Origin of the sequence: Bowmanella yangjiangensis (genome assembly GCF_018531185.1) — a bacterium.
In the GTDB taxonomy this organism is placed as follows: Bacteria; Pseudomonadota; Gammaproteobacteria; order Enterobacterales; family Alteromonadaceae; genus Bowmanella; species Bowmanella yangjiangensis.
The window spans coordinates 694,817-717,630 of the sequence record NZ_JAHDJU010000003.1; the positions used below are offsets into that span (position 1 = coordinate 694,817).

Sequence of the window (22,814 nt, forward strand, 5' to 3'; positions counted from 1 at the left end):
TCTTTGCTTTGCGGATAACACTTCCGGTTATCCCTATCTCGGTTTAATACTTTGCGCCGCAACCGACGCTGAAAATTCACTGCGCAACAAGTTAATGCCGGGGTCAGTTTGCACCACCTGCTCTGCATACGCCTGGCGGGCTTGTCGAATAGCATGAGCCAGGGCAAACGGGGTATTGACCGGGCTCCCCAACTCCACTTTAAGCTCAACTGGGCGCTTTAGGGCATCACTTAAATGCTGCTGAAGCTGTTGATGTGCAGAAGGTGAATACAGGTGCTCCTTGCTACTATGTAACAGCAAATTGACCTCATTGCCCTGTACCTGACAACCAGCGTGTAACGCCAACTGCTTAACCAGACCATTAATTCCCATATGTTCAACCAGACGGCTCCAATTATCCAGCTGGCTGGCATGTAAAACTTTCTGCCCGTCTGATAAAAATGCGGGAACATCCCTATCAACCTGTAAAACAGAGGGATCTTCATCCTGATACGCTGCCAGCAGATCTTCGGTGGCAGACATATCATCATCGATTGATTTCGCCTCATCTGCCGCCTGTTCATCTTCATAAGCCGTCATATCAGCCTGATAGGCCTGCATATCTGGTGCTGAAATATCCTCGTCCGAATCACTTATCAGACCTTCATGATGGACAAATTCTTCATCACGCGGATATTCATTTTGCTCCTCTATTGCCTGCTGCGACACATCGAACATCGCCTCTTCTGGCATGGCATTTTGCTGGGCACCAAAAGCAGCAGGGAAATTCGCAGGCTCATCATGCCAGGGCGGGCTGTCATCTTCATCCACCGGCAAACTGATATCAGGCTCTGGAGCAGAAATCGCAGCGGCAGTCTCTTGCTCGGGCAAGGCCATATCAACAAATTCAAGCTTGGCATCAGCAACGGGACGGCTGAAGTTGATAGTCGGCGCAGCAGATTTTTCCACTGCCACCGCTGGCGCGTTTTTCTCAGCTTGCACCTCTTCACGCAGCTTGCGCCTTAATGCCAACAAGCTTTCTGTGGTATTGGGTGCAGCTGCCACAAGTGGCTCAGGCTCAGGCTCAGGCTCAGGCTCAGGCTCAGGCTCAGGCTCAGGTAAAACAGTCTGAGCAGAGGTTTCTTGGCCAACAAGTGCTTGTGGGCCCAGTGCTTCTGCTTGTTGCCAGACTAACGCCTGGTCATTTTGCAATTGCTGTAGTTCATCAGAGATATCTTCCTCACCATCGGAGGGTATATCAAAAGGAACTGCGGCTTCTTCACTGAGCTGGCGGATTTCCGCTAGAGTTTTTTTTTGAGCCACGGGCTGGAATGCCAGCATTCTCAGCAGCGTCATTTCCAACCCACTGCGACCGTCAGCAGCAAAAGGTAGGTCTCTTCTGCCCTGTAACGCTATTTGGTAGAGCAATTGCACTTGCTCAGGAGACACCGCCTTTGCCAATTGGTAGATGGCTTTTGCCGTGACAGTTTCAAGTTTGCAACTGTCTGGGACAAATTGGGTCAATGCCATCTGGTGTAACAGGCTACATAACTCCGCCAGAATCTGGCTAAAGTCAGGAGCCTGCATCGCAAGTGATTCGACTTGCTGCATCACTTCTACACTGTCACCTTGCACTATGCCATGCAACAACTTCAGCACCTGGTTTTTGTCCAGCAAGCCGAGCATATCGACAACAGTCACTACATTGACTTGGCCATTCCCTTGAGCAATCGCCTGATCAGTCAGACTCAATGCATCTCGCATACTACCTTGAGCAGCACGCGCCAGCTGCGCCAGCGCCTCAGGCTGAGCACTAATCCCTTCTTGCTGCAAAATATGCGTCAACTGCTGAGCAATCTGGTCTCGTGACAAAGCCTTTAAGTTAAACTGCAGGCATCGGGACAAAATAGTGATGGGTAATTTTTGCGGATCTGTGGTTGCCAGTAAAAATTTGACGTGGGGAGGCGGTTCTTCAAGGGTTTTGAGCAAGGCATTAAAGCTGTGCTTGGACAGCATATGCACTTCGTCAATCAGATAAACCTTGTAGCGACCTCGGGTTGGACGATATTGAACGTTGTCCAACAGCTCTCGGGTATCTTCTACCTTAGTACGAGACGCCGCATCGATTTCCAGCAAATCTACGAAGTTGCCTTGGTCTATTTCACGGCATGTTGCACATTCTCCGCAAGGAGTCGCACTCATGCCTTGCTCGCAATTTAAACTTTTGGAAAAAATCCGGGCAATTGTGGTTTTACCTACCCCACGAGTACCTGTAAATAGGTAAGCATGGTGTAGGCGGTCATTATCCAATGCATTCGAAATAGCGGACACAACATGCGACTGACCGACCAATTGCGCAAAATTCGCTGGCCGCCATTTCCGGGCGAGAACCTGGTAACTCACCTAGTCCCCTTCAAATTCGCAAAGATAGTGACAAATAATACCTTGCTCAACTAAACGCTGATAACCGCCCAGGTCCGGTAAGTTGATAACAAACGCAGCATGCTCAACTTTGCCGCCCAGCTGACGTACCAATTTCGCCGTGGCAAGCATAGTGCCACCTGTGGCCAGCAAATCGTCCATCAACAACACGTTTTCGCCATGGTGAATTGCATCCTGGTGGAGTTCCAGCACGTCTTCACCATACTCCAATTGGTAGCTTTGACGGATAACTGCACGAGGCAACTTGTTAAACTTACGAACAGGCACAAAACCACAGCCTAATGCCTTGGCCAATGGCGCACCAAAAATAAAGCCCCGGGCTTCAGTGCCTGCGATCTTGTCAAAGCCGTGATTTTGGTAGTGAGCCGCCAATATATCAATACAAGCGGCAAAGGCCTTACCGTCTTGCATGAGGGAAGTCACATCCCGAAACTGCACACCGGGCTTAGGGTAGTCAGGCACGGTTTTTATGGCTGACTTGATATACTCTATCGTCACGCTATCGCTGCTCTTTTTAGTGATTCAGATAGAAAACGAACCAACCCAGGATCACATGCAACAATGGCAATGCCAAGGTTGTCACTAGCGCAGCCAGAAGATATTTAACGTTAAAAGGGTCTTTGAAATTCTCGTCGTGATGCATGTCTGAAATCTCTTAAAACGGAAGCGGCAAATCTTAATGCAAACTGACAAGGATTAACAGCAGAGGTTAGTATCAAGCGTCAACTGCAACTAAGTCGGTACTAAGATACCTTTACCGACAAATTTATCCAGCGCCTGACGGCACCCTGCTGCAACTTGGTCTGCAGGTAAATGCGGCATCGCATTTTGTAGCTTTTCAATCAGAGCACTAACTTCTTCAGCGTCATCTTCAACGCAAGACAATACAAAAGCGTTGACTTGGTCGATGTTAAGGAAGTGCACATCATCCTCTTTATCCCGAAACACCACATAATAGTGTGGTCCTGAAGGGGTTTCAGGTTGAAATTCTGTGCTTATCTGATGTACGGGATACTCATAACTAAGCACCCAGGCAAGTTCAGATAGCTTTACTGCCGAATAAGGCTGCCCGGCCCAATCACCAGCACTTTGCCCTTTAGCCGTGCTCAATGCCAGCTCAACCCATTCATAATGAGCCAGCTCTGCCATAAAAGGAGGATCGCTAGGCTGAAGCGCGTATTCATTGGCAATAAACTCAACAAACTCCTTACTGATATCCACGAAATAAGGGGAACGACAGGCATGCTTGGCTAAAAACGCCCGGCATAACTGCTGCCAGCTGGAGTCGTCGTAGAGACTACATAGAACAGGAAAACCATTAGTAACAAAGCCACTGACATTGTTAAAAAAAAGCTCCCTGTAGATATTCATTCGTCTGTCTTCAACATCTTCAGGTGCTGGAAACGTCTCGGGATCCCGGATGTGATTAGCAAATGCGAACTGTTTTGATAAGTGTGACATCAGGCTCGTTGTTCCTGTCTGGGTAAATAGTTCATCTGCAAGGCCCGAATACGCTCCACTTCTTTGAGCAACACAGGTAAAGGAGGAATATTAAAGTCCCGTTCCAGCAAGGTGGGCAACACGCCATGGGTTTGGTAAGTCAACTCCAACAGGTCCCATACGGGCTGAATGACATCGGCTCCATGAGTATCAACGATGAGATCGTCAGCTTCATTGTAATGGCCGGCTATATGCAGATAAGCAATTCTGTCAGTGGGCATTGCTTTGAGAAAAGTGGCAGCATCATAACCATGATTAACGCCATTGACGTAGATATTGTTTACATCAAGAAGCAACTGGCAATCAGCCTGCTCTAACACCGATAAGATGAAATCTATTTCCGCCATTTGTGCATGTGGCGCTGCGTAATAGGAAACATTTTCAAGCACCAAAGGTCGCTGCAAAATATCCTGCACTTGCTTAACTCGGTCAGAAACATGCCGCACCGCGTCCTGACAAAAAGGAATGGGCATTAAATCGTAAAGATGGCCGGCTGCAGAGCAATAACTCAGATGCTCACTGTAGGTACTGATATTGTATTCATCCAAAAAGCGCTTTACCGCTTTCACAAAGCCAATATCTAGTGCATCAGGACTACCAATGGAAAGCGACAACCCGTGAGTTTTAAACTCATATTGCTGAGTAAGCGCACTCAGTTGCTTTTGATAACGCCCACCCAGTGGCATCCAGTTTTCTGGTGCAACTTCCCAAAAGTCGACGGGTACACAGCCGAATGATTGAACCTCTTCCAGCATCTCTCGACGTAATCCCAAACCAACATTCGTCGCATTTAATGCCATACGATTTCCTCAAGATCTGCACGAAAGCAAAAGGCCGCCCGTGGCGGCCCTCTCTATTCTTATGGCTTAATGGGAACCACCACACTTACCTTCGCCACATTTCCCTTCTTTCTTGGCTTTTTTGCTTTCACCGCACTTACCTTCGCCACATTTTCCTTCTTTCATGGCCTTTTTGCCTTCACCACACTTACCTTCGCCACATTTTCCTTCCTTCATGGCTTTTTTGCCTTCACCGCACTTACCTTCGCCACATTTTCCTTCCTTCATGGCTTTTTTGCCTTCACCGCACTTACCTTCGCCACATTTTCCCTCTTTCATGGCTTTTTTGCCTTCACCGCACTTACCTTCGCCACATTTCCCTTCTTTCATGGCTTTTTTGTCTTCACCGCACTTACCTTCGCCACATTTCCCTTCTTTCTTGGCTTTTTTGTCTTCACCACACTTACCTTCGCCGCATTTCCCTTCTCCGGCAAACTGCATATAACCGCTTTCTAAGGCTTGCATTGCAAATGCACCGTTATCTGCAGCCATGCTCACATTTGACAGAGAGCCAATCACTACGGCACCTAAAGCTGTTGCTATACCGGTTTTCTTTATCTGTTTCATATTCAGTTCCTAAGCAAAAATTGTATTAATACAGGTGACTGGCCGAAAGGCACTAACATGATGTTAGACCAATGCAGCAAAAAAATAATTTCACATTTCTTTAAAGAATGAAATTTCAGACTAGAGCAATATTATTCAAGACGGAATACTTTCAGACAAAATAAGCTGAAGCAAGTGAAGCGCTTGGCAAGGACAGTTATTACAGAATACAAATCTTATGACTCGCCGATACATCAGCCAGCGTAGAGCATAATGCAACCGCATAGGCGCGAGTGTAAGCTACATGGTACAAATAAAAAGGCCCCGATATCGGGGCCTTTTTTACTAAGTTCTACTCGAAACTTACAGTTTTACACCGCGGTTACGAGCCTTTTCCTTAATATAGGCTTCCCAGCTCTTCGCTGTGCGTGCCGTTGCGCTGTCATTCATAGCCAGCTTAACGTGCTTATGCGCTTGCTTAAAGTCATTTAAGTAAAAGTAAGAAGTCATCAATTCGATGTGTAACTTACCTTCATCTTTGCCTTTAGATAGCTCTAACGCCTTATCAAATGCAGGGATGGCATTCTTATAGTCTTCAGCAGCAGCTAACAGAGAGCCCTGACGACGATAATGATCGACATCATTACTCAGTGCAGCCGCTTTGCCGTAGTAGTAAGCAGCCTTTTTGATCTCCTTGGCAGAGTGGAAGGCGTTCGCCAAACTGGCAAGATTCTTCTCGTCACTCTTAAGCAAACCATCCTTCAGGTGTTTCTCCATGATGGTGGCAGCTTTATAAGGAATATCATTTGTTGCATAAAGTTGGCTAAGTACACGGATTTCGGACTCTTTAGTCAAAAAACCGTTGTTATAGGCAACTTCCAGCATAGCCAAAGACTTCTTAAAGTCTTCAACCTGAGCATAGAACATACCTAACTGAGACCACCACTGAGCGGTATCAGGGAACTGTCTTACCAATTCCTCTGCAACCTCAATGGTTTGTGGCCACATCTTACGCTCAAAGAATGCTGACAGCTTCAGTACATAAGGGTTCTTGTTCGGCTTTTCGTACAAAGCGATGGCTTTGTCTGCAGGCCCCACAACCTTATCCCACTGCTTTAATTCGTAGTTGGCGTTAGCCATACGAACATAAACATCTGGATCCTGTTTACAGGTAAAGTCAATGTACTTCTGATACCAAACCAGCGCATCACTGTACTTCTGTTCCTGCAGGTTAAGGTCAGCAACAAGTTTCAGGATAGAGGCGTGGTCTGCATCCGTCAGTTGCTTGTCTTTCACAGAATTTTGCAAGTAACCCAAAGCCTTTGAAGCTTGACCTTCCTGAGAGGCCAAAAGCTGGCCAATAAACTTGTCGGTAAAAGCGCGATCAAAGGCATCTGAAGTGTCGATTTCATACAGAATGGTCAGTGCTTCTTGCAGCTGCTCATTATTGTATGCCTCAAAGGCTTTCTGAATCTTCTTACCTACACGTTCGCTAGGAATATTAGACGGCCCTTGCTTATAACCAGGACACACTACAGGTGGTGCAGACTGCGCCTGCACCAACCCAGAGTATGAACAGAGCACCATAGAGCTCAGCACGATCAGCTTACTGATTGGATTTTTCGTTATTTTCATTACGATTGCTCCAACTTAAAGTCCAACTGTACTTTTTGATTCAACTGCTTAACAGGCTTGCCATCTACCACCTTTGGTTTGTACTTCCAGCGGCTTAGAGCGCGGCGTGCTTCACGGTCAAAGATACGTTTGGGTTCAGCATCGATAACTTCAATATCGTCTACACCACCCACTTCGTTAATGGTGAAAGACAACCTTACCCATCCTTCTTTACCGTCACGTGCCGCCTCTATGGGGTACTTGGGCTCAATACGCACTATTGGTGTAGCTTCACCGTCGCGCATTAAAGCACCAGGACCACCGATGGCCACGTCAGCACCACCAACATCCACACCAGGCAAGTTAAACGCCATGCCGTCAGTGTTAGGATCGTTTGCTTCAGGCTCCTGAGGCTGCATTTTTGGCGGCTGCTGCGGCGGCGGCGGAGGCGGCGGCGGCACCCTGGAACGAGTTTGCGTATTATCTTCAGGCTCACTCATGACGACGTCGATTACCGGAATTTCCGGAACCTCGTCAGCAGGCCGTGAAGAATTGGCAATTAATTTCGCCATAATCACAAACAAGGCAAAGGTTATGGCCGCACCTACTAGTATTGATACTATTAGACGAAGCATATTAATTATCCTTTGCTGCTACCGATATCCTATCAATGCCAGCAGCTTTGATCTGATCCATTACTTCAACAACGACACCGTGTTTGGCTTCAACGTCAGCCTGAACGATTACGACATCAGTCGGCTGTTCAGCCAGCAGGCGCTCAATGTTGGCAGACACACGCTCAACATCAACCATGCGCTTATCCATCCATACTTCACCATTTTCATTGATGGCAATAAAGATGTTGGCAGATTTCTGTTTAGTCGCTTGTTCAGCCTTAGGTTTATTTACTTCGATACCTGCCTCTTTTACGAAAGAGGTAGTTACGATAAAGAAGATCAACATGATGAACACGATGTCCAACATGGGAGTCATGTCGATCGTTGCTTCTTCTTCTTCTGCACGATGTTTACGAGCCATATAAATCTCTCTTTAATGATGAGGCAAGCTGTCGACCAACTTCTCTTTAGAAATTTTAACTTTGGCTTCCAGACGTGTGCTGAAGAACACACCGGAAAGCGCCGCAACCATTCCCGCCATAGTGGGAATTGTAGCCATGGAGATACCTCCAGCCATCAAGCGCGGGTTACCCGTTCCCTGCACCGCCATGATTTCAAATACGGTAATCATGCCGGTTACTGTGCCCAACAGACCAATAAGGGGGCACATGGCAACCAAAGTTTTAATCAACAACATTCTCTCACTGAGTTTGTCTGATGCTTGCGAAATCCATGCATCACGAATCTTATGCGCATACCAGGATGTGGTGTCCTTCCTTGCGTCCCAGTCGGTGATGATTTGCTTCATCACCTTAGGGAACACGCTGGTGACGTACCAGTAGCGCTCAATCATCAATATCCACATGAGGAAGAGCGCGGCAGCAACAACATACAGTACGTCACCGCCGGTAGCGATAAAATCCCTGACAGATTCCAAGAGTTCTATCAGGTATAACATATTAAGCTTTCTCCACCTCGGCGTGAGCCGCTACGATACCCGCAGCTTGCTCATCCAGGATATGCACGATTGACTTACTGCGACCAGCAACAATGCTGTGCAGAAGAATCAGAGGCAGTGCCGCAATAATACCTTGAGCAGTAGTTACCAAGGCCATTGAGATACTTCCCGCCATGATACGAGGGTCACCGGTACCGAACAGCGTAATTTGCTGGAAGGTTGCGATCATACCCAGAACCGTACCCAATAGACCCAACAGAGGAGCTACTGCAGCGAAGATCTTGATGATATTGATACCGGACTCAATGCTTGGCAGCTCGCGCAGAATAGCTTCATCCAGTTTCAATTCCAGGTTCTCAGCATCAGCGCCTTTGTTCTCTTGATAAACCTTCAGGATACGACCTAGCGGGTTAGAAGAAGAAGGATTGGCCGTGTTGTTCAGCTGTGAACGCATTTTGGCACTAATGGTAGTCAGTGTTACGAACTTGTAGATAGCAATCAGGAAGCCTAGAGCCAACATACCAGTAATAACGTAACCTACTACACCACCTGCATGGTAACGCTCAGACAAGGTAGCCTTAGCAGTCAACAGGCCCAAAATGGTGCCGCGAGTCGGGTCTACAAAGAAAGGATTGAAACCAGCTTTGGCATCCATGAAGCTTGATGCATCATCGACCATATGGCTGTCAGGTTGACGTCCAAGAGGCTGCACTTGTCCTTTCTCAGCATTGTAGGTCAGATAACCATCTTTGCTCACCAGGTTGAACGTACCAACACGTACTACTTCCTGACGGCTAGAACCACCATCCAAGCTGATAACATCAGTTTCGAAACGGGCAACTTTGCCAGACTCGGTCATTTCAGTTTGTAGCGCGAACCACAGTTCTTCCAGTTCCTGAATGTTTGGCAGACCTTTACTTTCAGAGGCCATACCTTCCAGGAAAGCGGAACGACCTGGGTACTGAGCACTAACAATTGAGCTAGAAATCAGACCATAGGCTTCACCAGATGACTGACGAACCACACCGAACATCTCACCTAAAGTACCAGTCGCATTTTTCAGCTCCTGCTCTTTTTCGGCTAAACGTACTTCGTTGTCCGCATATTGCTTAGCCAAACGGTCACCACGAGCCTGTTCGGCCTTCAAACCGTCTTGCGCTTTCTTTAGCAACGCTTGCTTATCAGCACGGGCAGAATTGAACTCGGCTTCACGTTGAGCATTAATGCGCGCTTCGGAAACACGGTTCTTTTTAACTTGTTCGAGCAACTGATCCAAGCTGGTAGCAGCTTGAACAGGTGCAACGCTCACAGCCATCGCAGCTGCAAGCAGGGCAGATTTGAATAGGTTTTTCATTCTGATTACTCCGCAGCTTTAATTGGCAGTTTGATAAGATCGAAGGGCTCCAACTTACGGCCCATCTTGATAACCTTAACTACGGAATTCAGGTATTCATCACCCAGCTCTTCCCAAGCACGGCTCTCATTGTTCCAGACCCAAGCTTGCTTCTGGTCCAAAGACAACGCCAACAACGCTGTACGGCCCAGGTTGAAGAAGTCAGCAGCAATGTTCTGACCGTTGAACTGAAGCTGTTCCTGATAAACACGGATAGTATTACCGTATTCGTTTTCAATCAGATAGGCTTCCAGAACCTGACGGAACTGCTCAGATACAGTTACGTTTGCATTACTCATCAGATCACGCAAATGCGCTACACGCGCTTTACGCTCTTCGTAATTGATAGGCAGGTCCAGCTCAATGAACTGTTCCAGCGCATCAATCATGCGATACATCAGAGGAACTACGCCACGCTTAACGCCTTCGATACCGTCGATTTGACGTTGCAGAGAGGCAATACCTTCTTCCTGTGAAGCAACCAAACGAGCCAAATGATCGTTATAGACTTTCAGGTTCTCGGTCTCATCAACGACACCACGGTACTCAAACAATAATTCTTGAGTTTGCTCATAGATCTTGTCGATCTTCTTTTGGGATTGCGCTGCAGCCGCGTGGATCTTTGCTTCTTCGTTTTGCAAATTTTTAAGAGGGTCTGCAGAGACAACTTGGCTGCCACCTAGTGCGAAGGCACCGATAACGGCAGAAGCAATTAGATTTCTCTTGCTCATTTTGGACATAGTTCCCAACCAATTTCTTTTCTTGAATCCCCGAGACCAGCCTGGTCCAGCCGACCACGAGGGGCTTAAAAACGGTTCTATTAATAATATTTGAGAAGGCAGGCCATACCGAAGATGGACCAACGAAGCCTGCCGACTCGAACGCCGAATGTTCACATGGAACGATCAAAATTGTCAAGGCTAGCCGTCTATTTGTCAGTGACGAAACCGCCAGCAGTAAAGAGCGGGGCCAAGATAGGAGGTTACAATGATTGATATTACAGCACCAAACACTTTGTTCCCCCAGTACTTTCGTTTAACAAGTAGACAACATATTCCTTTCATTATTAAGAGGATAACTCTAGGTTTCAGGCAATTACCTGAATTACCGAGCTAATTTGTTTTTTTGCCACCGCGCAATGCATCAAATCTGAGTGTAAATTTCTCCATTTGGCGTTTGACTGCTTCCCCATCGCCAGTGATCGTTTTTGAAATAGGTTGACGAACCTGGCTGACACTGGCCGTTTTTACCAGTCCCTCTGATATGTGGAAGTTTGATTTGACTGGCTGTTCTGACACCTTTAGTTGTCTCAATATTTTACTCATAGTTTCCTCAAACTTGTTAACCAGATCAGCGTACTGTATTGGCACAACAGCGCTCTGAGACAACCAGTGTTCTTTAAGTTGATAATGGATATGAAAGTGTTCTGCAATCTGTCCCAGATCTAAACTCCACTCCAATCCCTGACTAAAATGCGTTCGAAAACATGACCATGCAGAATCCAATGATTCACGTTCAATATGGATAATTGTAGATTGCGGAAATAAACTTTTAATCAACCCAACATGCCACATGTTACTTAAACTTTTATCAATGCACTGCGTAAAATTCCCCCCCAGTGCAGTAACCTCTCTTATATATAATCTCTTAATCTGATGTCGCTGCTCGGCCGTTAAATTCTGCTCACCAGCAACAGATTGAGCTGACTGCCCGGCTTTTCCGACGACAAAAGCCACAGCCTTGGTTAAGGTCTCACATTCACCAAGCCCGAAAGTCCCCGAGTACCCTTTTAATGCCTGCTCTAGTAGGGTTGTGCCGCTACGGGGAAGCCCAACAATGAATATAGGCTTTATTTCTGGCTGGCCAGGGTCTGGCACAAACGGTGGCAATTCAGTGGTTTTTATGAGCTTATCTGCGGCTTTAAGTTCCTGCTCAAAGCTATAAGAATTACCTCTGATATCGGAACTCGCTGCTCGTTGTGCTGATAAGAACGCTAGATCATATTCTCCGGCCGAGAACTCCAGCTTTGAAAGTGCCGAATATAGGCATGCCAAAGATTGGCTTGGCGGTGCCTGCCGCAAAGACATAGACTCTGCCAGTTTCCGCATCTGTTGATACTCGGCACTGTTGAATGTGACGGATGTATCGGCGTTAACCAAGTTTAGCCATGATTCACCAGAGGCTGGATAACTCTTCAGTACTTGCCTGGCACTAGCGCTTGCTTGAACAAAATCACCAAGCTGCAGTTTTAACGTCGCCTTGAAGTGTAAAACTGCTGGAGTATAAGCATGTAATGGCAGAGCCCTCAGTGTAGACTCAACATTTGCAATGTCCCCGCACTCCAACATCATAGCAAGTTTCTTCACGAAACTTTGGGATCCGGGTTCTGGTTCAAATTGAGCCAGTGCTGAAAGTGCCAATTTAGGATGACAAGCCATATATGCCACCCGGCTTATCCCCAGCCAGTCTTCATTCAAGGAGACTCTGCTTTGAATTAGTTTCTCGATAAGCGCTTCGATTAAGACATCATCACTTTGTTTCAAAGCACCAACCAACTGAGTCAACACTGTATTTGTCCCCGTCACAACACACCACTTCTTCATTTGCTTTAGGCTGAAAATAAGAAGCCCCGCTATACGGGGCTTCGTTTACTTATTTGCGTTGTACTTGATTAGAAGCGCAGATTAGCGCTCAAACGCACATAACGCGGAGTTTGCCAGTTTGATGGATTACCGTAGTCCGCATCAACACCAGGCTTAACATAGGTACCCTGAGTTGGCGCTGACTCGTCATCACGAATCTCAAACACTTCAGTAACGGAGTCGTTATTGAATACGTTGAAGACATCGGCACGCAACGTCAGATCAAAATCACCCAAATCTACATTGTAGCTGGCAGTCAAATCCAACTGCCAGGTACTTGGGGTTGTCCCCAGAGAGCCACGTGGTACCAATTCACCTTGAGAGTAGAATGACTCCGAGCCGTAAATACGAGCAAAATCATCCGTTGGGTGATAACCAAAGGCATTCTTCGGACGACCGGTCTGCCACTGGAAGTTTGCGCCAAGTTGCAAGTCATCAGTTAATTGGTAAGAACCAAACACTTTAACCGCATGGCGTCTGTCGTTAGGCAGATTACCGTAAGCGCCATCCAGCAGACCCGGCTGGTCAAACAAGGTTGTTAAACCTGCATCATCCTGACCATTATCTGAGCGAACGTAACCTTCGTTGTTACCCCAGCTGTGCGACCATGTATAAGCGGCTTTCATCATCCATACGCCATCCCAGGCTTTTTCTGCTGTGATGTCTAGCTGACCAAAGTTACGTACGGACTCTGGGTAGTTCAGGTCTGAACCTGGAATAGTATACGCCTGCTCTTTCAGCGGGCCGTCACCATCTGGATCAGTGGTCACAGTAATATCAGCACCAGGGTTAGCCAACACATAGTAATGGAAACCTGAACATTCGGTACAAGAGCTACCGAACTCGCGTTCCAGATACTTGTTGAAGCCATAGTCTATCGCTACGTCTTCGATAGTAGTGGAAAGCTCACGATAGGTAGCCTGAATACCCATGCTCCATTCATCGTTCAATTGGAACTGATAACCGGCAATAAACTCATCCGAGTACATGGAATCCAGATTCGCATCTACGATAGATAGTGCAGAAGGTACATCACCATCAGAGAATACGTCTGTTGGACGACTCTGAGCACCATCGAAGTTTGGAATATCCAATGCAGAATCCGCAAAGCCAGTCCACTCACGGTATTCCTGAATATAGGTTTCGGCGCCGGAAAGTCTGATGTTGGTGTTTGCTGCAACAGGCAGATAGTAACGACCGTAGTTCACCCAAATTTTGGAGTCACCGGTTCCGGTTGGATCGTAAACCGCACCGGTACGCAATCCCCAATTGTTATCAAGCTTAACAAAGGTATCACCTGCACCATTCTTGTTTTCAAAAGAGTCATTACGCAGACCTAAATTAAGTACCAGGTTATCAGAAACTTGCCATTGGTCTTGAATGTAGAATGCGGTGTTAACGTTCTCGAATTCACCACCTGATGCATAAGTACGACGGCGTACTTCATAAGGCGATGGGTTCGCTGGATCGGTAACGTCATCCACATAAATCAGGTAATAGTAGCCACCTGAGTTAATAGTAGTTTGAACCGCAGTCAGTGTTTCCGTATCAATACCGAAGCGAATCTCATGATCGCCCAAGTACCAATCCGCATCGACACGAAGTACTTCACGCTCATCTTCACCGCTACCAAAGGTAAAGTTGGCCCAGTTTCCACCAATAACGAACGCACCGCTGCTATCAAAACGACGATAAACAGCAGGGTTTGCATCTAGTGCACTAGTTGTAGAACGGTTGTACTTGTTCAACCCCCACTGTGCGGACACAGAGAAGTTGTCGGTCAGGATACTAGTGTATTTAACTGTGTAGTTTTTACCACCATTCTCCGTGAAACCGAGAGTCTGCCTGGAAGAATCGATATCACCATTGGTTGCAAAGTCAACGTAGTTTTCTTCTTTGCTCTCATCGGAGAAGGCTGTGACTTCCAAAATGTTGGAATCGTTAATGTACCAGTCAATCTTGGCAGCCCAGAATGCATCCTTATCTTCGTCTTTATACACTTCCTGAAGTAGATCTGCACCGCTTTGAGTTTCGCGACCACGATACTCGAAAATGTCTGAACGAGGATTGTACAAAGCATAGTAGAACAAGCGATCTTCAATAATCGCACCACTTGCCCAGATATTCACATCCCAGTAATCATTTTCATCATAACGGTTATCAATACGGGAAAGTCCTTCGGCAGTGTACGTGGTGGGCTTGTCCGCACGCAGTGAGTCGGGTTCCCAATAGGCATTCATACCGAATTTAAATTCGTTGCTACCGCTTTTGGTTTTAGCATTAATAACACCACCGGTGACACGGCCAAACTCGGCAGAATAACCGCCGGTCTTAACTTCGAAAGTTTCGAACATGTCGAAAGGTGGTTCACTGGAACCCACACCAGTACGGAAGTTGGTAATATTCAGGCCATTAACATAAAACGCGTTTTCAGCAACAGATGCGCCACCAATTGAAGGCAAGTCACCGAATGCGCTATCCCCTTTGGTAGTACCTGGGGCTAAAAGCGCTACGCCGGTGAAATCACGTGGCACAGGCACCTTATCCAGTACCAGAGTATCTACTGTAATACCAGTGCTGGTGCTGGTTACGTCAACCATAGACACCATAGAGCCAGTAACAGAAATAGTTTCCACGTCTTCGCTGCTGAGCTCAATTTCCATATTGACTTTGCCGCTGATACCTACCTGAACCTTCTCTTGAACTAAGGTCTGGTAACCATCTTTTTCAGCAGTAACCTTATAGGCTCCTGGTGGCAGCAAAGGAAAACGGAAAACACCATTATCACCAGTTGTAACAGAACGTTTCAGACCGGTTTCAATGTTTTCGATGGTAACAGTTGTGCCTGAAAGAACAGCACCACTAGTTGTAGTTGCACTACCTGTGATAAAGCCGTTGGTATCTGTCGCCATTGCAGGCGCAGCAAGGCCTAAGCTTGCCGTAACAGCCAAGGCTGTCAGGCTTCTTCTGAATGTAAACATATATTGTCTCCCTGGACCACTTATAGTTTTGTTTGTGGCAATTTTTAGTTCCGCTTAAGCGGATATTTTTTGTAAGGGGTAGTGAACCCCTGATTGATAATATACACGTGACTTCAATACGGTCAACTGACGCTTTTGGATGCATTTGAGCCTCCAACACGCCGATAGAGCGCAAAATAATCTATTTGTAACAATTTCCTTACATAAGCAGAGAGTAGACGAAAAAGCAATTTGTTACATTTTAGTGTCAAACTGCGGATTTCTCGCCTACTCCATTTACTTGATATTTCTATAATTAGCGCTGCATTAAGGCAAAACCCAATTGGTTTTTTACCTTACCAGGTAGTTCCGGCAGGACCGCTTTCGGTAGCATGAATGTCGCCATGTTGAAAAAATCTTTAAAAATGCGATTCGATTCGGTCGTACGTTTTAAATACTCATGTCCCGAAGATCCCCCCGTGCCAATTTTTCCACCTAGCATACGCTGCACCATCATTGCATGGCGGTAACGCCAAATAGTTAACTTCTCGTCAATCTCGGTCAGGCAAGTTATAAATTGATAAGGCAGATTAAACAGGGGCTCTTCGTTATATTGGTTGATAAAGAGGGCGGCGAGTAAGGCTCGCTGCGACAATCTGAAATGCCCCTGGCTCTGCCAATGGCTATATTCCTGTTCATCCCACAAAGCGGCAAAGGTATCGCGAGTGGATTGCAGCTCTTTAAGCTCCTGGCGTATGTCTTTTTCGGTTAGGGTTGGATTGCTGCGGATGATTGCCTCATCGCTGGCTAACATTTTATCTGTGGCCTGACGATACAGAGTCCAGAATTTGAAATCATCGAACTCCAGCAAAGGCAGGCGCTCTAACCAACGCTGGGTCAACTCAAACAAACTGTCTTTCTTTTCCAAGGCTTCTAGAAAATCTCTATCCTTTTGTTCCAGGCGGTTATAGAAAGACTGCTTATCAAAATCGATGCGGAACTCCCTTTTCAGGCCCAAGCCGATTTCCAGCATCTTAAACTGAATACTCTGAAAACCAGAGGCCGGTACCAGATAGTCCCTAAAAGCCAGGAATTCCTGTGGACTCATGGTCTCCATCACACTTATTTGGTCATTAAGTAGGCCTTGAATGCTGATGACTCGCTTCAGCCGATGCACAACTGTAGTCAACTGCTGATCCTTCACCTGTTGCTCAGAGAACACATCAATGACGGAGGATAGTTCGTGCAGGATTTGCTTAAACCAAAGTTCATAAACCTGATGAACAATGATAAATAAAGTTTCATCGTGTGCGGCTTCACCGTATTTGGCGCTTTGCAAGTGCTGGGCACTCAGCAGCTTATCCAAATGCAGGTAATCACCGTAGTAGCAGGGCTCCAGATTCTTTTTCATGATTATTATCCGTTATTCTGACACACTGGAGTTTACCATCATGATATGGCGGTTGTGTCTGGCTGGATGACAAATCATCAACTAGCCTTCTGGAATCAATTCTGAACGGGATAAACAATGAAACTGGACGACGATATCCATAATTATTACGAGCATTTAGTATTAGAAAGAATAGAAAAGCTCGGATTACATAAGAACCAAGATGATGATTTTATCGCCGACTTGTGTTGTCTGACGCTAAATCAATGTCCTGCTAGGTATATTCGATTTGAAGTTGATATGGCCTTTTACATCTCAGTTAGCGAACGCCAACAGATGGAAATGAACGTAGCAGAAGCCATGGAGAAAGCCTTGAAGTATCTGGATTCAGACGATGCGAAGAAAAAAGCGTAGGTAAGGTGGCGGTCCCACCAGCCACATCCCGGCACATGAGTCCTTTACTGCGGCTGCTCCCTTCCGGGCCTGACCGGGTTCATAAAGTATCATTGCGAGAGGACCGACAGGACCACCATTGATATGCCTTAGAAAGCGTACACGCCGCTTCTAAAGCGGCGCGCATTATCCCCGATGCCCACACAGGTTGCAAGGGCACAGAGCCGATTTAAGTCTTAACGGTTCAGAAAACGCTCTTCGGCCATGCGATTAGCTTCCAGGTTGGTCGGCAAACCTTGCTGCTCCGCGCGCTGATATATCTCAACCAAAGTATCGCCAATACCTTCGATATGCTCGCGCATGGCTTGTGCGTTGCTATCCATCTTCTGATGATAAATATCGATAACACCGCCAGCATTAATTACGTAGTCTGGTGCATACAAGATACCTTTGTCTTTCAACATGTGACCATGACGCTCTTCAGCTAGCTGGTTGTTGGCAGCGCCCGCAACCACACGAGCCTTGAGTATAGAAAGACTGTTATCATTAATGATGGCACCCATGGCACAAGGAGCCAGCACGTCCACATCCAAACCGAAGATCTCATCAGGAGACACCACAGTAGCGCCTAATTCCTGAACGGCCCGATCCAGGTTATCCGGATAAATATCCGTGACAAAAAGCTTGGCCCCTTCTTTATGCAGATGCTCTGCCAAGCGGTAACCAACGTGTCCAAGTCCCTGAATAGCCACTTTCACCCCATTTAAGTCTGAACCCAAGGCATGGCGCACTGAAGCACGTAAGCCAACAAATACACCATAGGCAGTCGAAGGTGCAGGGTTACCATCAGCCTCCCCGCCATCGTAACGGAATTTAGCCTGCGTACCTGCAATAAAGTCACTGTGCTTAGCCATCAATTGCAGGTCACGAACCGCAATACCTGAATCCTCAGCGGTGATGTATTTGCCGCCCAGGCGCTGAACAAATTCGCCCATCGCCAACATCATGGCATCAGATTTATCCTTACGAGGATCACCGATAATTACTGACTTACCGCCCCCCAACTTGAGGTTGGCCATGGCAGACTTGTATGACATGCCTTTTGACAATCTGAGTACGTCAGTTAACGCCTCTTCACTGCTGGCATAAGGCCACATCCGACACCCGCCCAAGGCTGGCCCTAAATTAGTGTTGTGCACAGCGATGATGGCCTTTAATCCTGACTTGGCATCATGGAAAAACACCACCTCTTCATGATTGTCGTAGGCCTTGTGATCGAAAACAGACATATTGTTACCCTGTAAAAATGCGGGATGTTAGAAAATTGTTGCACATGGTAGCGCATGGAACAGAGGACATGTCTTGCTAACTTTAGCCCATGCCCAGCCTCAATGAGCAACACCAATCTTAAAAATCGAACCTGAGTAGGAGGCTCATCCTAGTAATTTCAGTTGAAAAACGCCTTGTTTTTCCGCATCCTTGAGCCACTTTATAAACCCTCTGTGCTTTATGAAATTAGATAAATTTGATCGCGAAATTCTCCGGGTGCTACAAAAAGACGCCACCGTCTCCATGGCTGAACTCAGTCAGCGGGTGGGATTATCCCATACGCCTTGTTGGCGCAGGGTTAAACGCCTGGAGAGTGATGGCATTATTAAACGTAAAGTCACCCTGCTTGACGGTAAGAAACTCAACCTTGGTGTGAGTGTTTTCATCTATGTCACACTTAAAAATCATGACGAAGAATCTCTCAATGGCTTTGAAGCTGCCGTTCAACATATTGCTGAAGTCGTGGAATGCCACACCACCAGCGGTGAGAAGGACTATTTGCTCAAAGTCGTGGTAGAGAGCATTGAAGAATATGAGTTGCTGCTAAAAAGCAAGCTCACTCATCTTCCCTGCGTGGATCATCTAAGTTCTACCTTTGCCCTGAAGCAAGTTAAGAACACTACCGAACTGCCCATCAAGAACCAATAATAATGATTTGCCCGGCTTGCCGGGCAAAGCCGCTTTAACTATTGAGCATCAGGTTGATTTTCCGGCTTTGCAGCAACAAACTCAGGCAACTTGTTGCAATTCTCATGAATTCGCTGAATCAACGGAAAACTGGCCATATCCACACCAAAACGCAGCGCATTGTAGATTTGCGGCACTAAACAAACGTCCGCCAAACTCAGATCAAAGCCAAAACAGTATTTGCCCGCCGTGGTCTGCAAGCGTTTTTCAATCCCAGCAAACCCCTTTTCAATCCAATGACGACTCCATTCAGCTTTGCCGTCAGCATCAACTTGGTAGTGGCTTTCCAAATATTGCAATACCCGCAAATTTGCCAGGGGTTGAATATCCGCAGCGATATCCTGCGCCAGCGCCCTCACCCTGGCCCGTTGCAGTTTATGCTCCGGCAGAAGCTTAACCGCAGATGGATACTTTTCATCCACATACTCAATGATCGCCAGTGACTGGTTGAGAATAATATCCTCATCTTCATCTACCAGAGTTGGCACCAATTCAGATGGATTTAATCCCTGATAACGAGCCTGATGTTGTTCTCCACCATCTTTAACAAGATGCACTGGCACATATTCATAAGCAATACCTTTGAGATTAAGCGCAATACGGACCCGGTAACTTGCCGATGAACGCCAATAACCATGTAATTTAATACTCATTATGGATACTCTCTGATGTATTGATCTATAGCGCCAAACAGACTGCCGCCCTGCTCATCGAGCATTTCAATGCGTATTCTGTCGCCAAACTTCATAAAAGGGGTGCTAGGTTTACCGTCACGAATAGTTTCAATCATGCGTACTTCAGCAATACAAGAATAGCCAACACCACCATTTTCTATCGCACTGCCGTATTCTGTCCCCTGCTTGTTGGACACAGTTCCGGACCCAATAATTGCACCGGCTCGCAAATTACGGGTTTTAGCTGCATGGGCAATTAACTGACCAAAATCAAAGGTCATATCAACCCCCGCATCGGGTTTCCCAAACAGCTTGCCGTTTAATGTGGATTGCAGCGGACGCTGTAGTTTAAATCCTTGCCAGGCATCACCTAACTCGTCGGGCGTAACGGCCACAGGAGAAAAAGAAGAGGCTGGCTTGGATTGGAAAAATCCAAATCCTTTCGCCAATTCTTGTGGAATCAAGCCTCGTAGTGACACATCGTTGACCAGCATAACCAGTCGAATGTGATTGCCAGCTTCCAATGAAGATACGCCCATTGGCACGTCGCCGGTAACAACCGCGACTTCAGCCTCAAAGTCTATGCCCCAGGCTTCATCGGCCACTAGAATATCGTCATTGGGTCCAATAAAGTCATCAGAGCCCCCTTGATACATCAGAGGATCGGTCCAGAAACTTGGCGGTAATTCTGCACCACGCGCCTTTCTGACTAATTCAACATGATTCACATAGGCACTGCCATCGGCCCATTGATAAGCTCTGGGCAAGGGAGATGCGCACAGGCTTGGTTCAAACACCATTACATCATCCAACTGGCCTATATTCAGCGCATGATAGGTGGCCTGCAAATGCATGGACAAGGTATCCCAGTTATCCAAAGCATACTGCATGGTTGGCGCAATATGGGTCACCGCAACAGCAGATTGCAGATCCTTGCTGACGACGACTAATTGTCCATCGCGAGTGTCATTTTTAAGTGTCGCTAGTTTCATACTTCTTTCTTTATTTGTTCGAAATGCTTAAGCACAGTAAGTTTGCAAAAAGCGCACCTACCCTGAATGTCACTATTACTACTTAACAACAGGTGAGGGTTAAATTAAAGCGCATGATATACAGTTGAGTGAGTCTGACTGTCTATCTCGGCGTAAAAATGCATTTACGCCGAAGATGTTCCGGCAAGCTTAAACTTTTACGGTCTTCTTACTGATCCCGTACTCTCTGAGCTTATTGGCGATAGCCGTATGACTCAGTCCCAGCTTACGGGCCAACTGTCGTGTGCTTGGATAGGTCGGATACAAGCGACGCAACAAGTCTTTTTCAAAGCGTTTCACTTCCTGATCCAGTGTACCTTCCACTTCGCTGGAGAAATAACTGGAACTTGCCATAGTGTCAGGCAACTGGATGTCTTCTTTGCTTAACTCATCGCGTTCCAGCAGTGTGAGTGCACGATACAAGGCATTCTCCAACTGCCTTACATTACCTGGCCAGGGGTAACCTTGCAGGAAGTCAACACAGGACTTATTAAGTTTAGGTGGCCTGCGTCCCAACTTGACGCTTTGGTTCTTCAGGAAGTGCTCGGCCAAACCAATCACATCGCTCTTTCTTTCCCGCAATGATGGAATAGCCAAACTTAAAACATTAAGCCGGTAATACAAGTCTTCACGAAAACGTCCTTCTACCACCATCTGCGCCAGGTCTTTCTGCGTGGTTCCGATAATACGAACATTTACCACCAGTTCCCTGGTGTCACCAACCCGGCGATAGGTACCATCTTGTAAAACACGTAAGAGCTTGGCCTGCAATGACAACGACATGTCACCCACTTCATCCAGGAACAAGGTGCCGTTTTCTGCCTGTTCCAACAAGCCACTTTTTGCCTGACTCTGCCCATACGCACCTTGCCCGTAGCCAAACAACTCTTGCTCGGCCATATCATCCGGCATTGAGGCGCAATTAAGCACAACGAATTCATGGCCACCGCGACGACTGGCTTGATGGCAAGCTCTGGCAATCAGCTCTTTGCCCGTTCCGGTTTCTCCTACAAGCAATATAGGTGCATCCAGTTCAGCCATTTTTTTGGCTTCCCGCACCACTTTTTTCATTTGTGCGCTGCTGGCGTGGATTTCATTAAAAGAATCACCACTGGCTTGGTGAAATACTGTCAGTTGCTGCCCCAGGCGATACTCAGATTTCAGCAACAGAACCGCCCCGGCTAATACCGAGTCGGCTTCGCCGTCTGCCACCATCACCGGCAGAATGTCAGCCAGAAAATCCTGCTCGATGAATTTAACCTTTTGGGTTTGTGCAAGCACCTGTTTACCGTCCAGCCAGCGCCCAAAGTTGAACCCTTTAACAAACTCGGCAATATCTTTGCCGACCAGTTCATCCTGTGAGCTTTCAAGGCTGGAAACCGCCGCTTCATTCACCAACAAGATATTGCCGCGACTATCGATGGAAAAAACCGGATCCGGTAAAGTGCGCAGCAAAGCTCTAAGTTGATTTTGCTCGCGCTCGATAGGCATAAATGGCGTGGTTTTGACGTCCTCAATGCCTTCGATACGACGGATTTTGGGCATCAAATGCTGAAATTCTGCAAATTCAACATTCGGAAAATGCAAAAAGATCTTACCGCTGCTGTCGATCTCTATGCCACGCAGGTTGATTTCATATTCAACCAGTATATCCAGCACATCCTGGGTAATCCCAAGTCGATCCTGACAGCTGATCTCCAAACGCATAGACAAATCCAATGTGACGAGGTTGTAAACATTTTATGACATTCAAAAGGGCGAGAACAGCGAAATCTGGTATACCAGTCTGAAGAAAAGGTGGGAAGCTGGGATGGTAAGGC

The 22,814-nt window shown here is 46.8% G+C and carries 20 protein-coding genes and 1 other RNA gene; 2 read left to right on the top strand and 19 right to left on the bottom strand.

Translation table 11 applies throughout. The features are described from left to right. Positions 1-33 precede the first annotated feature (33 nt). From dnaX to KJY73_RS18910, 14 genes are all read right to left on the bottom strand, one after another. On the bottom strand, positions 34-2,382 hold the full coding sequence (dnaX, locus tag KJY73_RS18845; RefSeq protein ID WP_214345199.1) for a DNA polymerase III subunit gamma/tau: 2,349 nt from the start codon (positions 2,380-2,382) through the stop codon (positions 34-36). Continuing rightward, positions 2,383-2,919: an adenine phosphoribosyltransferase gene (gene apt, locus KJY73_RS18850; protein ID WP_206594727.1), complete on the bottom strand. Its 537-nt coding sequence runs from the start codon at positions 2,917-2,919 to the stop codon at positions 2,383-2,385. A 234-nt stretch (positions 2,920-3,153) separates the two neighbouring features. After that, positions 3,154-3,882, bottom strand: a complete 729-nt coding sequence (locus tag KJY73_RS18855; RefSeq protein ID WP_214345200.1) for an HvfC family RiPP maturation protein — start codon at positions 3,880-3,882, stop codon at positions 3,154-3,156. Then, positions 3,882-4,721 carry an HvfB family MNIO-type RiPP peptide maturase gene (locus tag KJY73_RS18860; RefSeq protein WP_214345201.1) on the bottom strand — a complete coding sequence of 280 codons (840 nt, stop codon included), beginning with the start codon at positions 4,719-4,721 and terminating at the stop codon, positions 3,882-3,884. The genes KJY73_RS18855 and KJY73_RS18860 overlap by 1 nt, the downstream gene beginning before the upstream one ends. A 66-nt stretch (positions 4,722-4,787) precedes the next feature. Next, complete coding sequence (locus KJY73_RS18865; protein ID WP_214345202.1) at positions 4,788-5,327, bottom strand: HvfA family oxazolone/thioamide-modified RiPP metallophore; 540 nt, start codon at positions 5,325-5,327, stop codon at positions 4,788-4,790. A 342-nt stretch (positions 5,328-5,669) separates the two neighbouring features. Then, positions 5,670-6,941: a hypothetical protein gene (locus KJY73_RS18870; RefSeq protein ID WP_214345203.1), complete on the bottom strand. Its 1,272-nt coding sequence runs from the start codon at positions 6,939-6,941 to the stop codon at positions 5,670-5,672. After that, on the bottom strand, positions 6,941-7,555 hold the full coding sequence (locus KJY73_RS18875) for an energy transducer TonB (protein WP_214345204.1): 615 nt from the start codon (positions 7,553-7,555) through the stop codon (positions 6,941-6,943). Before KJY73_RS18875 ends, KJY73_RS18870 begins: the two co-directional genes overlap by 1 nt. A 1-nt stretch (position 7,556) precedes the next feature. Then, positions 7,557-7,958: an ExbD/TolR family protein gene (locus tag KJY73_RS18880; protein WP_188696923.1), complete on the bottom strand. Its 402-nt coding sequence runs from the start codon at positions 7,956-7,958 to the stop codon at positions 7,557-7,559. Positions 7,959-7,970: 12 nt separating this feature from the next. Further along, positions 7,971-8,495, bottom strand: coding sequence for a MotA/TolQ/ExbB proton channel family protein (locus KJY73_RS18885; RefSeq protein ID WP_102796662.1), 525 nt, complete (start codon positions 8,493-8,495; stop codon positions 7,971-7,973). A 1-nt stretch (position 8,496) separates the two neighbouring features. Continuing rightward, on the bottom strand, positions 8,497-9,849 hold the full coding sequence (locus KJY73_RS18890; RefSeq protein ID WP_214345205.1) for a MotA/TolQ/ExbB proton channel family protein: 1,353 nt from the start codon (positions 9,847-9,849) through the stop codon (positions 8,497-8,499). Positions 9,850-9,854: 5 nt separating this feature from the next. Beyond that, positions 9,855-10,619, bottom strand: a complete 765-nt coding sequence (locus KJY73_RS18895) for a DUF3450 domain-containing protein (RefSeq protein ID WP_214345206.1) — start codon at positions 10,617-10,619, stop codon at positions 9,855-9,857. A 381-nt stretch (positions 10,620-11,000) separates the two neighbouring features. After that, on the bottom strand, positions 11,001-12,491 hold the full coding sequence (locus tag KJY73_RS18900) for a sulfotransferase family protein (RefSeq protein WP_214345207.1): 1,491 nt from the start codon (positions 12,489-12,491) through the stop codon (positions 11,001-11,003). A gap of 68 nt (positions 12,492-12,559) precedes the next feature. Further along, positions 12,560-15,511, bottom strand: a complete 2,952-nt coding sequence (locus KJY73_RS18905) for a TonB-dependent receptor (RefSeq protein WP_214345208.1) — start codon at positions 15,509-15,511, stop codon at positions 12,560-12,562. Positions 15,512-15,806: 295 nt separating this feature from the next. After that, positions 15,807-16,901 carry a tryptophan 2,3-dioxygenase family protein gene (locus KJY73_RS18910; protein WP_214345209.1) on the bottom strand — a complete coding sequence of 365 codons (1,095 nt, stop codon included), beginning with the start codon at positions 16,899-16,901 and terminating at the stop codon, positions 15,807-15,809. A gap of 117 nt (positions 16,902-17,018) precedes the next feature. On the opposite strand from KJY73_RS18910, the gene KJY73_RS18915 reads away from it, so the two are divergent. After that, positions 17,019-17,294 (top strand): late competence development ComFB family protein, encoded by a 276-nt coding sequence (locus KJY73_RS18915; protein ID WP_214345210.1) that lies wholly within the window; start codon positions 17,019-17,021, stop codon positions 17,292-17,294. Between the two features lie 12 nt (positions 17,295-17,306). Here the strand turns inward: KJY73_RS18915 and ffs are convergent. Continuing rightward, positions 17,307-17,403: signal recognition particle sRNA small type (gene ffs / locus KJY73_RS18920), an RNA gene on the bottom strand. 106 nt (positions 17,404-17,509) lie between these two features. Beyond that, positions 17,510-18,562, bottom strand: coding sequence for a Leu/Phe/Val dehydrogenase (locus KJY73_RS18925; RefSeq protein WP_214345211.1), 1,053 nt, complete (start codon positions 18,560-18,562; stop codon positions 17,510-17,512). A gap of 220 nt (positions 18,563-18,782) precedes the next feature. Here KJY73_RS18925 and KJY73_RS18930 point away from each other — a divergent pair, with 220 nt between their 5' ends. Further along, positions 18,783-19,250, top strand: a complete 468-nt coding sequence (locus KJY73_RS18930; protein ID WP_188696899.1) for an Lrp/AsnC family transcriptional regulator — start codon at positions 18,783-18,785, stop codon at positions 19,248-19,250. A 38-nt stretch (positions 19,251-19,288) separates the two neighbouring features. Here KJY73_RS18930 and maiA read toward each other — a convergent pair whose 3' ends face one another. The 3 genes from maiA to tyrR form a co-directional block, all read right to left on the bottom strand. Further along, positions 19,289-19,942, bottom strand: coding sequence for a maleylacetoacetate isomerase (maiA, locus tag KJY73_RS18935; protein ID WP_214345212.1), 654 nt, complete (start codon positions 19,940-19,942; stop codon positions 19,289-19,291). Next, positions 19,942-20,955, bottom strand: coding sequence for a fumarylacetoacetate hydrolase family protein (locus KJY73_RS18940; RefSeq protein ID WP_214345213.1), 1,014 nt, complete (start codon positions 20,953-20,955; stop codon positions 19,942-19,944). Before KJY73_RS18940 ends, maiA begins: the two co-directional genes overlap by 1 nt. Positions 20,956-21,144: 189 nt before the next feature. Further along, entirely contained in the window at positions 21,145-22,701 is a 1,557-nt protein-coding gene (gene tyrR, locus KJY73_RS18945; protein WP_206594712.1) for a transcriptional regulator TyrR, read from the bottom strand. Positions 22,702-22,814: the final 113 nt, after the last annotated feature.